This window comes from Vibrio sp. Vb0888, from assembly GCF_033338835.1.
In the GTDB taxonomy this organism is placed as follows: domain Bacteria; phylum Pseudomonadota; class Gammaproteobacteria; order Enterobacterales; family Vibrionaceae; genus Vibrio; species Vibrio alginolyticus.
The window spans coordinates 524,919-540,012 of the sequence record NZ_JAWOTL010000001.1 but is presented as its reverse complement, the minus strand read 5'-3'; the positions used below and the strand labels follow the sequence as shown (position 1 = coordinate 540,012).

The 15,094-nt window shown below is 42.8% G+C and carries 10 protein-coding genes; 6 read left to right on the top strand and 4 right to left on the bottom strand.

Annotated elements, in window-relative coordinates:
* Window positions 1–43 precede the first annotated feature (43 nt).
* Both R7P72_RS02265 and R7P72_RS02260 read left to right on the top strand, forming a co-directional pair.
* Window positions 44–1,585: a bifunctional ADP-dependent NAD(P)H-hydrate dehydratase/NAD(P)H-hydrate epimerase gene (locus R7P72_RS02265; RefSeq protein WP_005373461.1), complete on the top strand. Its 1,542-nt coding sequence runs from the start codon at window positions 44–46 to the stop codon at window positions 1,583–1,585.
* Window positions 1,586–2,021: 436 nt separating this feature from the next.
* Window positions 2,022–3,065 (top strand): GMP reductase, encoded by a 1,044-nt coding sequence (locus R7P72_RS02260; RefSeq protein WP_005373458.1) that lies wholly within the window; start codon window positions 2,022–2,024, stop codon window positions 3,063–3,065.
* A 146-nt stretch (window positions 3,066–3,211) separates the two neighbouring features.
* Here R7P72_RS02260 and R7P72_RS02255 read toward each other — a convergent pair whose 3' ends face one another.
* The 3 genes from R7P72_RS02255 to R7P72_RS02245 all read right to left on the bottom strand — a co-directional run bounded on the left by R7P72_RS02255 (window position 3,212) and on the right by R7P72_RS02245 (window position 7,078).
* Window positions 3,212–4,501 carry a linear amide C-N hydrolase gene (locus R7P72_RS02255; RefSeq protein WP_005373456.1) on the bottom strand — a complete coding sequence of 430 codons (1,290 nt, stop codon included), beginning with the start codon at window positions 4,499–4,501 and terminating at the stop codon, window positions 3,212–3,214.
* Window positions 4,502–4,972: 471 nt separating this feature from the next.
* On the bottom strand, window positions 4,973–5,299 hold the full coding sequence (locus R7P72_RS02250) for a hypothetical protein (protein WP_005373454.1): 327 nt from the start codon (window positions 5,297–5,299) through the stop codon (window positions 4,973–4,975).
* Window positions 5,300–5,386: 87 nt separating this feature from the next.
* Complete coding sequence (locus R7P72_RS02245; protein ID WP_005373452.1) at window positions 5,387–7,078, bottom strand: FAD-binding oxidoreductase; 1,692 nt, start codon at window positions 7,076–7,078, stop codon at window positions 5,387–5,389.
* Between the two features lie 283 nt (window positions 7,079–7,361).
* Here R7P72_RS02245 and R7P72_RS02240 point away from each other — a divergent pair, with 283 nt between their 5' ends.
* Window positions 7,362–7,835 carry a DUF1842 domain-containing protein gene (locus tag R7P72_RS02240; protein ID WP_005373450.1) on the top strand — a complete coding sequence of 158 codons (474 nt, stop codon included), beginning with the start codon at window positions 7,362–7,364 and terminating at the stop codon, window positions 7,833–7,835.
* A gap of 134 nt (window positions 7,836–7,969) precedes the next feature.
* Here R7P72_RS02240 and R7P72_RS02235 read toward each other — a convergent pair whose 3' ends face one another.
* Window positions 7,970–11,143 carry an AAA family ATPase gene (locus R7P72_RS02235; protein WP_017819913.1) on the bottom strand — a complete coding sequence of 1,058 codons (3,174 nt, stop codon included), beginning with the start codon at window positions 11,141–11,143 and terminating at the stop codon, window positions 7,970–7,972.
* A gap of 868 nt (window positions 11,144–12,011) precedes the next feature.
* Here R7P72_RS02235 and R7P72_RS02230 point away from each other — a divergent pair.
* The 3 genes from R7P72_RS02230 (at window position 12,012) to R7P72_RS02220 (ending at window position 15,026) form a co-directional block, all read left to right on the top strand.
* Window positions 12,012–13,310, top strand: coding sequence for a hypothetical protein (locus tag R7P72_RS02230; protein WP_182038394.1), 1,299 nt, complete (start codon window positions 12,012–12,014; stop codon window positions 13,308–13,310).
* A gap of 7 nt (window positions 13,311–13,317) precedes the next feature.
* Window positions 13,318–14,265, top strand: coding sequence for a formyltransferase family protein (locus R7P72_RS02225; RefSeq protein ID WP_246535126.1), 948 nt, complete (start codon window positions 13,318–13,320; stop codon window positions 14,263–14,265).
* A gap of 146 nt (window positions 14,266–14,411) precedes the next feature.
* Entirely contained in the window at window positions 14,412–15,026 is a 615-nt protein-coding gene (locus R7P72_RS02220) for a phage tail protein (RefSeq protein ID WP_005373442.1), read from the top strand.
* The last annotated feature ends 68 nt before the right edge of the window (window positions 15,027–15,094 follow it).

The window sequence follows — 15,094 nt, the reverse complement described above, 5'->3', positions numbered from 1 at the left end:
TTGTATACTTATAATTGTGTTTCCCAATGCGTAGAACGTGAATATGGACTTTAATCTCGCCCTAAAACTCTACACCGCAGAGCAAGTAAAAAACGGTGAAACGCTGGCTGCGCAAATGGCTAGTGTTTCTATGTATAGCTTAATGCAACGCGCTGGTATGGCCGTGTATGAGCGCTTTTTACATTTGTATCCTAAATCAAAAAATATCCTAGTGATTTGCGGTAAAGGGAATAACGGTGGCGATGGTTACGTATTTGCATCTCTTGCGAAACAAGCTCAACTCAATGTACATGTTTTCCAAATTGGTGATGTATCTGCGCTAAAAGGTGATGCTTTGCGCGCATACCAAGATTGGCAGTCAATCGACGGTGTTAACAATGATTGGGATGAATGGAATACCGCATTGCTAGAAGCAGATGTGATCATTGATGCCATGTTAGGTAATGGTTTAAGCGGTGAGGTTCGTTCGGAGTATCGTCGCTATATTGACCAAATTAATCAAATTCATACCCCTGTGATTGCAGTCGACGTTCCTTCTGGTCTGTGTGCTAATACAGGTGCAGTTTTAGGTGATGCTATTCGTGCCGAGCATACTGTAACCTTCATTGGGGTTAAGCAAGGCTTATGCACTGGACAAGCGAGAGATCGAGTTGGCGAGCTCTACTTTTGTGGGTTAGGCGTCAATACTAAGTTTGATACTATCGAAGTAGAAAGTGCATTAGGTATTGATCATCAGGTTGTTTCAAGATTAATGCCCAAGCCAAATCCAACGGTCCATAAAGGTGACAACGGGAAGTTGCTTTGTGTTGGTGGCAACCAAGGGATGTCTGGAGCGATTCGTTTATGTTCCTCCGCTGCGATTAGAGCCGGAGCGGGTTTAACTGCCGCAATTACTCACACGAGTAGCCTTATTCCACTGCAGGTTGGTTGCCCAGAAGTAATGAGCCAGAGCATCACCGCTGACTTACTCAGGGATACTGATAACGACTTAACTAAACGCATTCGCTGGGCTGACGTATTCGTGTTTGGTCCTGGCTTTGGAGATGATGAGTGGGCTTATCAAGCCTATCAATATCTGGCTCAAGAGCAGAAACCTAAAGTTGTTGATGCTGATGGCCTCAATATTCTAGCGATGCTGAGCCAGCGGTGCGATGGCACTCTGGTGTGCGACAACCATCGAGTGATCACGCCGCATCCTGGAGAGGCAGCTCGACTACTAAATGTAACCATTCAACAAATAGAAAGTGACCGATACTCTGCGGCAAGACAACTGCAAGAGTGTTATGGCGGTGTAGTGGTTTTAAAAGGCGCGGGGACGCTTATTTACGATGGAACGAGAATGTACGTCTGTCTAGCGGGTAACGCCGGAATGGCGACGGGGGGAATGGGAGATGTGTTATCTGGAGTCATTGGTGCATTACTAGCCAAAGGTTTACCAATTTCTGTTGCCGCACGTTTAGGTGTGGTACTTCACAGTCATGCTGCTGATATAAACGTGAGTCAGAATGGTCAAATTGGTCTTTTGGCAAGTGATGTCGTTAGCACTCTTCGTACCGCTATCACCCAAGAGCTCTATCGAAATTAATTAGATTTCATGCATTGCTGAGAAAATTGGTCGATTTTTTTGAGTACTTTTTTACGAATTAGCAGGGCATCTTAGTATTAGGTGATTGAGTTTTAGGCAGATTTGAGAGGTGATGCGTTTTAATTTTTAAGATATGACGCAAAGGTTTGCGCAATGGGTTAACTTAAGTGCTTTCTCAAGTTGTTGATAGTTATAAATAATAAGAGGTTTTGGTGACTTGGGGAGCGTTTTTGATATGCGATTATCAAGATGGTATCACAAAAAAAATTCAAATATCAGACTTGTAGGAAATAAATCACAGCCTATAATGCTGAAAACCGGAGCGTCTGCCAACGCTCCGGTTTTTTTGTGTCCGAAGAACAGTGAACTCGTCTGCCAACGAAATCACTACGCACTCTGAGATGACACATATACATATGAATCAAGGAATTACACAATGCGTATCGAACAAGAACTTAAGTTAGGTTTTAAAGATGTACTGTTTCGCCCGAAACGTTCTACCCTTAAGAGCCGTTCTCAAGTAAATTTAACCCGCGATTTTACATTCAAGCATAGTGGTCGTCAATGGTCTGGTGTGCCAGTAATCGCAGCAAACATGGATTCGGTTGGTAGCTTTGCAATGGCTAAAGCCCTGGCTGAGCATGGTGTAATGACCGCTGTTCACAAACATTACACGGTAGAAGATTGGGCTGAGTTTGCTAAATCAGCAGATAAAGTAACCATGAATAACGTTATGGTGTCTACTGGGACATCTGACGCAGACTTCCAAAAAACCAAAGACATCATGGCACTTTCAGATGAATTTATTTTCATTTGTATCGACATTGCAAATGGTTACTCAGAGCATTTGGTCGAGTATGTTGAACGCGTGCGAGCTGAGTTCCCAGACAAGGTCATTTCTGCAGGCAACGTGGTTACTGGTGATATGTGTGAAGAGCTAATCCTAGCTGGTGCAGACATCGTTAAAGTGGGTATCGGCCCAGGCTCTGTATGTACAACTCGTGTAAAAACGGGTGTTGGTTACCCGCAGCTTTCTGCAATCATCGAGTGTGGTGATGCAGCGCACGGCCTTGGTGGCATGATCGTCGGTGACGGTGGCTGTTCTTGTGCGGGTGACGTAGCGAAAGCATTCGGTGGTGGCGCGGACTTCGTAATGCTAGGTGGGATGCTAGCGGGTCACGAAGAGTCAGGCGGCGAAGTGATCGAGAAAGACGGCGAGAAGTTCATGAAATTCTATGGCATGTCGTCGAAGAGCGCGATGGATAAGCACTCAGGTGGTGTCGCTGGCTACCGTGCGGCTGAAGGTAAAACCGTATTATTGCCATACCGTGGTAGCGTTCACGGCACTATTCAAGACATCCTTGGAGGCGTTCGCTCAACATGTACATACGTAGGTGCAGCAAAGCTTAAAGAGCTAACCAAGCGTACTACATTCATCCGCGTTCAAGAACAAGAGAACAACGTGTTCGGTAAAGAGTAAATCGACTGAATGTAACAAGTGTAAAAGCAACCATACGTTATATCTATAGCAGATAAAACTATACTATATGCAGCTATGAGCCAGAGTGAGATTGATTTCTTACTCTGGCTTTTTGCTTCTCATTTGTTTGCGCTTCAAAATTAACTCTAAGCGATTTTAATAGTTGGTCGAGATTCGACTTGTTCAAACGGTAATGATGTTGTAACTGGCATGAGCTGTAAAACGCTTGAAATCTGACAGTCTCTATTTAACCCAATATAGTCTTTGACATTAGCGACTCGCCAAGTCATGTCTCCGTAAGTACGCAGATAGAACGCGGGTGATTGATGACTGTTATGTCTAATAACGCTCCATTGGGTAATATCACTAAAAAAGACTTCAGGGTTATCGGATGTCTCAAACTCATTCGCCATGATGCCCAAAGGTATATCAACGCGATTAAGTAGCTTTTGTCCGAGTGAGAAGGCTTCGTCGAAGTTAGTTGGTTGTTCGCTTAACTGCTTAATTGCATAGGTTTGTACAAATCGAGACGGCGGTGTTGGGTCGGCGGGTAGACCCATCAAGCCAGCGCCATTGATTGATTGAAGTGGGCCAGGCACTTGGACATGACGTTGCATGGTTGCTTCATTGTTCGGTTCTGGGTTGTAGTTGCGCAAATTGGAAAAATAAGAGAGGTGATTGACATGCCAATGGTAATTTGGGCAGTTAGTCATTACTCCAACGTAGGAGTGGTCCACAACCACTTTATAATCATCAAAGTCGTATTCGGTACATTGATAGCGTGCTTGCTGATTTTCCTCTTTGCTGAACATATCGCTTTCTTTGAATGCTCGATAGATATGCATATTACCGTTAAGAAACTCAATGACGGCACTGTCATTATTTGCATCGTGAATCACGAAATGCTGGTCCAAAGCCATGTTGTCACTCTCTGTTTCACCAGTTGAAATAGTCGAGTTAAACACGTAAACGGGGTGGGTGGTGAAGTAGGTCACCATCTCGTCCACAGTATTAAACGTAGACAAGATAAAAGTACCAAACAGGCCGCTGCCTAATGCAAAGGCATCATCAGGGATGTGAGAGGTCGATACATTTTGATTGAGAATGGGCAAGTACAGTGACCCAACAGAAAGGCCAGATTCATTAATGCCATCAGCTGTTAAAAGAGGGTTATTATACCGGGTAATGGCATTGCAGTGTATGAAGCTCAACTCTCCCTGCCAATTTGCTCGAAACTCACATTCTTTACTGTGACGTTTTGGCGGCTGACCATTGAAAACACGGTCGGCTTTTCTGTCGGAAGTAAAGGTCGTAATTTGGTAAGTTTGTTGGGCTCTAAACCAAATCTCGGTCTGAAGGTTAACTGCAAACTCCATGGTTCTAGCGGATAAGGTTTGGTTGTTGCAACCATAATTGATATTAACATCTGTACACATAGCCATGCTTTCCGTTGTTTATCTTGAATGATGAATATCCAAGAAACCCTCTGAATCAAATGCTTAGAGATTACGTGGATATAGATGAATTGCGCTTTAGTAATGGTTTTAGCCATTGAGATAAGCGCATGCTATTAAGTTAAGCATTCAATCAAAAAACGTCAGTAGCAGTTTAGTATCAGTTGATAGAGTTAAAATAAAAAGTGATGTATTAAGTAAAACTCTTTGATCTTAGAAATTAATAATATATTTATTTTTTCAATCTTGGTTACTCTAGATTTAAAGTTTATTTTAAAAGTGATTTGTATTTATTCGATTATCTTGCAGTGGTGATATAAAGTGAGAACATAAAGTTAACAATTTCAGATTGTGATTGAAAATGGGGAGAGTCTTCAATCCAAATACCGAGAAATGAAACTGCCCGAGAAGTTGTGCAACTGTCTCGGGCGAAGTGATGAATCAGGTGAGCAGCTATAAAGTTTTCTCACAAGAACCGCTAAGTGGTGGAGATATTTTTAAATTATCATTAAAGATTTCTACAACGACGGGGCCTTTATTTTCATCTTTTGCATAGTATGCACAGGACTTGTCCCCAGTATAGGTTTTACCTGCCTTTTTGAAACTGTAATACCAGGAGTCATGGGTAGCGGCACCGGATTCAAAACTAGCAGATTCAGATTGTTCGCCAATATTCAAGTCGAAATGAACCTCCATTTCCGGAGAGTCTTTAAATCTCACATATCCGGTGATTTTATCGTTGGAGTTATTTTTAACGTAAAATGAACCCTTAGTTGTCATAATTTTTCCTCTTTTTTAATTTCTATACGTGATAGAACGGCCAAATGACGTTCTGTTAGTATATGCTTTTTAAGATGCATATTGATGTTAAATGATGGTCTTATTAGTTCTAAGGTGATTAAACTTATCCTTAGCGTATTTTTCTTTTATACCGATTAAGTCGCGGTAGCTTCGATCAAAATAAACGCTTGTCGGAATTGCCGGATCTTTAAAGCTGATGAAGGCACCATAGGTTCCCGGTATATCAGCTTCTCTGGCTTTATCAATCCAGTCCATGGCTCTGTTTACATCAACAAGTACTGGGTTATTTTGTAGTTCTAGTTTTTGCTTTATCTCTTCATTCCACCAGGTTTGGTATTGGACTGTATATTGACACTGGCGGTAGGGGAAAGATATGTCTTCAAGGTCGTCTGAGTGATGATAAAAACCGCCAGTGATCGCCCCTAAGGTTACGTAACTAAATAGCCCTTGATCGCGGTTTTCTGGCTTTATCAAAGGTGAAGTTAAGCTTTGCAAAAGTGCAGTATAGCCTTCTGGTTTAAGACCTCGCTCTGACACCAATCGCGAAGTGATTTTGTGAGGTGCTGGGGCGTCATAATCGGGAGGGAAAGGAGAACCGTTTTGACACAAAGAATCGCGCCCCCATGTGCTCATCAGGGAGTGATCGTATTTCTTCCCGTCAAAGTCAGTGCCATGTGCTTCATAGACTTGAACTAAATCAGGGAAGCAAGCGCCAAATTGAACGGCTATAAATTGGTGAAGATCTTGTTCTGTTCCTTCCCAGTAGCCATACATGGTGCAGTGATGGCTGATGGTTTCAATATCACAGTGGTTAGATGATTCAGGCAGAGCATCAATTTGCAAGTTGGTGCCAAGAAGTTTAGGCGTATCGAGGCTTTTTATAGCCTGCTCCCAATTTTTTAGCACATCTATGGTAGGGTGCGTTGGTATTGGCTGAAGCATACCGTTGATTTTTGGATAGAGGTTCCACTGAAGCTCGAAGCGGTGGATCTCTTTGGGTAAAGGGAATGTTTTTACGCGTAGCTCGGTAACAATGCCATAGCTCATGCCTCCGCCGCCTCTTAGTGCCCAAAATAGGTGAGGGTTGGACTCTGCTGAGACTTCTGTGATCGTACCATCACCCAATACCACGGTTGCACTCACTAGGTGCTCACAACACATGCCGTATTTTCGCGTCCAAGGGCCCCATCCTCCGCCTTGAATATAGCCAGTCAACCCAACTGTGGCACAGGTTCCATGTGCAATCATTCGATCATGCTCTGCAAGTTTTGGTGTCAGTTGATAGAAGCGATAGCCAGCACCAATGGTGGCAATATTGTCACACAATTGGAAGGTCTTAATTCTGCTCACGTCAATCAAAATGACGTTGTCACCACTGCATTCACCTGCGTGATCATGCCCTCCTGAGCGAACACGAATCGGGAGATTGAATTGAGTTGCTGTTAGATAGGCTTGCTGAACTTCTTGCGTACTTTCGCACATGACAATGACAAAGGGTTGGTGTTGATAGCGAGTATTGAAGATGAGTGACTCGACTTGATATTGGTTCAAACCGGGAACCGGTGAAACCGTGTTTTCAAGAGGTGTCAGTAATCGTTCTTTAGGAAAACCGCACTTATCCATTTTCTGAATAAACAGTTTGGCATTATTGACTGAGATTGAGTACGCGCTAAGTACAGCGAGGCGTTGTATTTGAGGGTTAGGGTGCTGTTCTACCACTTGGTTTTCTTTAGTTCCCTGCATCCATTCATGTTCCATTATTTTTTCCATTTGGCTTATGTATTGAATAGTTGTTCAAATATTAAACCAAATGCATACATTCACCATATCAGTTTGGTATCAGTTGTTCTGTACAAATCGCCAAAAGCATCAGCGAGAGAGCAACAATATCTGGTTGATGAAAAGAACGATCGGCATCTGCGTGACCGTGGATAATTTATGTAGTCAAGTAGATCTGAGCCTAAATTGATACTGAACCAGAATGACGTGTTATCTACATTGAATGGGTCACTAACGACAATAAATTCAGTTGGAGAACACAATGAAAATGGACTCAAAAGAATCACAAGCAATTTTTACTGCTCATTATCAAATTGGTAACGGCTTACCTGGAGGAGTGAGCTTCGATGTTAATCTACTCGTGGCCAGCGAAGACAAATCAATAGTGGGTAAAGGACATATCTTTCAGGCCGTTAACCCACCGTTAAATGTGGTGTCTGATCTCAATGGTAGTTTCAACTATCAATGCACGATGCGTGATTGTCATATCATGGTGACGTTGCAGGGCTACCAGCCTTATCTAGGCATTGCTCCTTTAGGAGCTGATCTTCATAACGTAACGCTCAACCTCCTACTTAATGATGATTGGAAGTCAGGCGTGGCATTCTATCGATATAAAAATAGTTCAGGTAAATGGATTGAAGCAGCAAATCAACGCGTTACTCTACTTTTGCCTGAGCATGTTCCTAGCATCGAGAACTTTAAGGTGGAGCAAAATGATCTTGCGCCAGCATAAATCTCATCAGCGATGACACTGTGCCAAAACACAGATATTCGATGGTTTCGAATATCTGTGTTTGACGAGGTAAATCGAGTAAACACGATGACTTGACGGTGCAATTAATCGACTTTCTTCGTTTATTGAATATTTCATGGTTGAGTAGATGTGGAGAGCCAATGGTCGAGCTCATCAACACTTATTTGAGCCTGATTCAGTTGATGCTTACGCGCGGCCTGATTGAAGTTTAACAACTCAGAGACGGAGCTGGACTGGTCGAGTAAGGCAAGCATCAGATTCGCTTGTTCAATATAAAAATCACCCCATGGATGCGGATCTTCTTGGGTGAAGTTAGACAGCTTATCGCGATATTTTCGAAGTAGCGTAGGCTGCTTATACTGCCACGCTACTTGGATTCCTTGTTGGTAAAAGCGTAAATAGTTATGACCAACACAGGTAGATTCTAGCCAAGCCTCACCAGTGCGCAAAGCGGAGAGGGCCGTTGATTCATCGCCACAAATAAGTGCCTTGGTAGATACGAGCCAAGGACCAATAAAATTGTGTAGCTTATTGATATGAACAAGATCTAGAGCCGTGTCGATGTCCGAAAGGGCTTTCTCCTCTTTTCCCTGATACCAGTGCAATCTTGCACTGGACTCCAAAAGAAAAGCGACAAATCGATGAGCATTAAGCTGTTTTGAAAGTTGTAGAGCGGTCGAGATTTCGTTTTCAGCTTGCACCAAGACATTACGGTCGAGAAAGATCCATGCAGCCGTAAGCCTAGAAACAATTTCTGCTCGGCGGTTTGCCGTGAGATAGGCAAGATTCGAGGCATGCTGAGCCTGTTTTAGTGCTTCGTCAGATTGCAGTTGATAGATCATCACTGTTGCCAGCATGTAGCGATTAGCAGTTTCAATCGAAAGCAACTGATGCTCTTCACACAGTTGCAAACACTCGGTTAAGTGCTCGTATGAGCGAGCCATTTTTCCTTGTGCGTAGGCACAATCACCGAGGCCGCCAAGCGATTTTGCTTTCGCGCGAAAACAGTTTGCTCGTTGACTGTAATCTAATGCAAGTAAATGTTCTTTCTCACATTCGTCTAGCTGCCCAGTGGGGAACAGCATATTACCTCTCATCGAGTGAATTTCACACAAAGATTTATTTAACGTCAGCTTTTCGCACAGGGCTTGGGCTTGGTCTAAAATCGACATCGCTTGTACAAAGTTGTCGGTTAAACGGTAGGGGTTAATGAGGTCTAAATAGTATTGAACACGTTCAGAATCATTTTCTGTGTGATGAATCGCTTGCTCAAGAACCTCAATACTCTCTTTGATGCGTCCCATCGAATACAGGCAGTTTCCTTTCATATTTAGTGCATACGCCATCTGTGCTTTAGGTGACTCTTTAATAGCGTATTCAATAAGAGTCAGTGCTTTTTCAAATTGATAATTGCTCAGGTAATGTTTGGCGGTCTGGTCAAGAACAGTAAATACACCTTCGCCCTTGGCATGATTGATATGGACTGCATATAAGAACCGATCTCGGTTCTCATACCATTTTGCGCAGGCCATGTGTATTTTTGAACACTGTGACTTGTCTATTTGACGGAAAACAGCATTACAAATCAAATCATGATGGAAAAGGTATTGATCGCCATTGAGTTTTACTAAGCCAGCGTCGACTAACTTATCTGGTACGTAGCCGGGAATTCGAGTGATTTCACGCAGTTGCTCCAGTTGAAAGTACTGCCCCAACACAGATGCAGTACAGAGTGCTTGGCGATCTTGGGCTGGAAGTTGAGCTAATTGTATCGAAACTAAATGTTCCAATGACTCCGGAACGTCTTTATCAAACTGAGAACAAAGTAGTGTTTGGCGCAAGTATAGAGGATGGCCTTTCGCAAGCTTTATACAGTCATTGATATGTTTATTCTGTTGGCATGTGATTGAGCAAGCTAACTCGTAAGACTCTTCAGATGATAACTCCCTAAGTTCGATTAGATTCACGTTGGCAAACCAAGATTGTTTGGAACTAAGTCGTTTTTGCTGCCTAAACGTCAGAAAGAGTAAAATATTGGTGTTTGTAATATAAGGTAGCAGTGTCTCAAGAAATGCCAACATTACCTCGTCGGCCCAATGGACATCTTCAACAATAATCAAATGCGGTTTGCTGGTCTGCCGTTGTTGAATTAAGAAAGGGATAGATTGCTCTATCGTTTGTTTCAGCGTTTGGAACTCCATTAAGTTCAGCAGCTGTTTTTCTGATTCGTTGAGTGTTACCCCCATTAACCAATAAAGGCAGAGATGGAAAGAAGAGGGAATTGATGACTCGACAGTCTGCTGACGAATAGAATCATCGGTATCTTCACGAGTAAATGAACAAATTGCCCGAGTGAATATATTTTGAGGGGACAAGAGATCAGCACTGCCATGATTCAGGATTTGAATCTCTGTGGTTAAACACGAAGAACGACTCAAAGACGAAATGACCTGGTTGAGTAGGCTGGTCTTTCCTATCCCTGCGGTACCAGTAATACAATACGTTTGGCCTGCTTCTTGTTTTTGCCATCGCTTGATTCCGCTATTCAATGTTTCTAGTTCAAGTTTACGCCCTACGAAACAATCAGTATGGTTTTGGTGTAAGGATACAAAATGCCAGTTGTTGAAGTCTGGCTCTCCTGTTAGAAAAGGTTTTATTGGTCTGGCACAATTGGACGAGATAAAGCAAGGACAAGCAGCTATTTCTCCCCAAGGGATTTTAACTAGGATTTCATTGATTGGGGTTATCGCATTTGGATGTTCCGATAGCTCAGTGATTCGATGCATGTATTTCACATTGATAAAAGACCGAATCGAAGCCGAAAGAGCAACCTTTAATTGAAGGGCTAGTTGTCGAATTCGCTCAAAAATATATTCGTCCGATTCCTGTAAAGACCAAGTAAGAACAAACGTTCGGTTTTGTATTATGGGTGTAGTGTTTTGGCTGAGAAGTAAGGTTTGCAGAGCCTTTGCGGTCAAATCACACTTTGCTTCGATTGCAAAAATAAAAAAATATGGTGGTGATGAAGATACATTTGTAAATAATGGTTCTGAGGCCCGATCTATTAAAAGGTCCTCTACGGGGACAGAAAAGTATTCCGCGAGATTGGATGCGGTACGATACAGCACATTCGCCCCAGACTCTGCTCGCTTTATAGAAGCAATAGATACGACAAAACCCTGTTGAAAGCATTCTTCCGCCAGTTTTTCTTGGCTCAGTCCTAATTTCTTTCTCAGTTCTTTGAGTCGTAATACGTTGAGTGGAATTCTTCCATCCCTATTTGCCATATTTCACTCCGTTGTAACGTATAGCTTTTCCCAGTAAACCTGAATCGATTGGATATGTTGAGTGAATAAATTTATCTTATTTCACCACATATATAATACTAGTAGTTAAAATGTTATATACGAAAATGAAATGGGCATTTTAATCTTCAAACCACCTTAATTCATTGTTATATTAGTGGTGTTTTTTTATTAATAATTTTGATATTTATTTTTGTGAGTTCATGTTTTTCTTAATAAGTTTTTTGAAATATCTTTAAACTTATATCTTTTAAAAGATTGCACACCTTAAACTTATATTGGACTTCATTAAACTTTAAAAATTAAATTCTTTAATTTTAGAGATATAAATTGACAATCTTATTTTTAGTGTTTTTTTTGATCTCTATTCTGGCTAACTGATTTTTTCTAGTCTATAAATCAAATATCGGCAATTTCAAAATAACTGCCGAAAAAATTATTTTAATTTCAATATTATAAATAGTTGGCTTTATACTATGGATATTGGCTTTTTCTGCCTGTTAAAAGGCTTTCATATTACACCACACTTGAGTGCCGCGCTTACCTCTATTAAGGAGACTGCGTGGCTGCCATATGTCAAACGATCTTGCCATCGAGGGGATTGGCAAGCGCTTGCTTTAGAAGAATCACATCGAAAGGCCTATTACCCTAACTATTTACTACTCTCTGAATTTACAGGATTAGAACTGTTTTTATCTCAATTTTTCTGCCCAATTTTGTCAGTACGGTTTATGAAGTTAGAGCCGGGAGCTGAGATATTGTAACGCGGACCTCTGGCATATGTTTTTCTCAAGTACAGGTGTGTTACATCATTAACTACTGCTACAGCGGCAAGTGAGGTTCATGAATTATGCAAAAAGGCTCATCTATAGAATTCTACCAGCAACGTCCTCAATCTCGTGAGACGGTCGGTGTTGAAGAAGTGCAGCAACAAACTCAACAGTTTGGTTTTGCTGAACCCGAAATGGATGAGCTGCTTAAGTACTCATTACGGACTCAACTTGAGGCTATGCTCCCAAACCAACTCAGCACGGCTGAACGCCAACGGCAACTGAAAGAGAGTTTCGCTGCGGCAGTTGAGCTCGTATTGAAGGAGACGAAAGTTGAGCACCGAACACTGGTGCAAGCCTTTCAGAGCATGTATGGCAACGCTTGCCAATCTCTTTCTCTGGCTAAACTCACTCAAGAGGAACTGACCCGACAGTACATTTCCACGTCTGGGCTGGTGATGTCCCCACTTAACTGTAAACACACCATCAAAGATGTGTACCGAATTAAAGGCTTTGCGTGTGGTATAAACAAAGCTATCCAACATATGCTTGCCAACAAGTCACAGGTTAAAGTGCTTTATCCAGCTTGCGGCCCCTTTGCACCATTGCTGCTGCCTTTACTTGCTCACTACAAACAAAGTGATCGAATTAGCGCAGAGCAGCTTCAGGTGACACTAGTAGATATTCACCCCGGAGCCATTAAAGCACTCAATCAATTGATCGCGGATCTCGATATCGCAGACTACATTGAAGCCTTAGTGGAAGAAGATGCTACCCAATTTTCGCCAACTCAAACGTTTGATCTCCTGATACTTGAAGCGATGCAGCATGGCTTTAGTCGGGAAGGGTTCCTCAGCATCGCGAAACATTTGGTTCAATATTTACATATTCAAGGCGAAATGATCCCCAATCAGGTATCTGTGCGCGCCATGATGGTCATCGGGGAGACGGAATTTAATCAACAATGGGAAAAAGCAGAGTATGCACATTCCAACCATTGCCAGCCGGAAGCGATCGATGATCGAATTGATCTGGGAGAAATTCTTAACGTCAATAAAGCCATGTTGCTCAGAAGCGAGATTTTTGAGCTAGATGGTGGAATAAAAATGCTGCAAGGCAACACCATTGAGCTGCCGAAAGATGTGCCAGATATGGCAAAACGTATCCTCGCCATTTACAGCCATATCGATACTTACGGAGATGCGATGGTCGGACAATACGACTCTGGTATTACCCATCCTAATCCCGACATGACTTTTTATGTGGATGCCAAGCCCAAAGCTGTTGAACACCATTACTTTGAAGCGAAGGGAGGGGATAAGGTCAGTTTCTATTATCAGTTAACCGGATTGCCAGGTTTTGTCGCCACCCATGGATGATTTCGATATGCAGCAAAAATACGTCGTTTTTACAGGAAGTTGTTACGCCTTGCCCATCATTCAGTTGTTGGCACAACAACATAAATTGGCGGGCGTGGTAGTACCGGAAGGAGAACTAAATCCAGACTTACAGCAGCTACAGAGCTATCTGAGCGCTCAATCGATTCATATTGCTCAGTATACCGCCAATGATAGCAGTGCTTTGATAGCGCAACTCGATGCTTGGCGAGTCACGGATGGCGTCATCTATTTGTTCAGGCACATAGTTCATTCCTCGCTGTGTCAGTTTTTCAACGGAAACTTGTACAACATTCATCCGGGAAAGCTGCCCGAGTATCGAGGCCCGATGCCTCTCTATTGGCAATTAAGAGACGGTTTAGACACCTTTAGCCTCACCCTGCATCGTCTTGAGGCATCGGCTGATTCCGGCGCTATAGGAATGGAGTTAGAGGTACCATTTCACCCGTTTGAGACCTTAACCAGTGCTCAGAAAAAAGCGTCACAAATGACGGCTAAGCTGATGTATGACTTCCTCATCGCGCAACAAAAGCAAGGGCTGGTTTGGCGTGAACAAGTATCAAACCCCAACGAAGTAGCACGAGCAGTAAACCAACATGATCTGCACATTCGTTGGAACGTGCAAACGAGTCGCGAAATCGTCAACTTAGTGCGAGCAGGCAATCATGACTTCGGTGGTGCGATGTTGAGCTTGCCAAGTGGTGTCGCCAATGTTTTGCAAGCAAGCGCAATGGAGACTTCTTTAGTCGGTGTTGAGGCGGGGAGAATTCTCGAGATCAGCCCACAACATGGGTTACAAGTGAAAACGTTAGATAGCGCCATATCAATAGATGTTATTGCTACACCGCAAGGCGTGTTTTCGGGTTATCGCTATGCGCAAATGGCTGGGCTAGATGCTGGGATGTCATTGCTCCAGCACGCTTCTGCTTGTGAGTAAATAAATATCTCAATACGGCTCTTTGCGGTAGTGATGAAGCCCGTAACGGTATTTAGTAATGCGAGATTGGAAAGTTTTAACCAACCACACCAATTTCGTTATGGGCTGGTTTTAACTTAAGTGTATACGTTGAAAGGAAGAACAGTATGGCTACAGAACCGTATCTTGGGACACTAACCGCATTTGGTGGCAATTTTGCAATTAGAAATTGGGCAATGTGCTCGGGGCAAATGCAGGCAATTGAAGATAATCCAGCGCTCTTCTCTCTAGTTAGCACTCTATACGGAGGTGACGCCCGAACTACCTTTGGTTTACCTGATTTGCGTGGCCGCAGTCCAGTTGGTGTAGGCACACGACCTGGGGGGATGGATTATCATCAGGGAGAAAGATTGGGTACTGAACTGGTAACTATTGATATAACTCAAATGCCAGCACACTTACATACGGCAATTTTTACCCCTCTTGGCACTTCTGCACCTGTAACAGGCAGGATGCAGGTTGCTACCAATGCTGCAAATACACAGGTACCCGATAGTAATTCGTATATAGCGCAAAACTCTACCCCCGGGTTCTATAAACCGACGTTTCAGCAACCAGATTTGACCGAGATCGAAGGCTTAAGTGTGTCTGGTAGTGGCTCGGGCGGAGGTACTGTAACTGTGACTGAAACAGGCGGTTCAATGCCACTTAATATTCTGAGCCCGGTATTGCCGATTAATTGGTTAATTGCCACTGCGGGAGTATACCCACCGCACAGCTAATCAACCAAGAAAGAATTGGCTGAATCTTTAGCTAATCCTTTCCTATAAAAAAATTAAATATTTAAGTT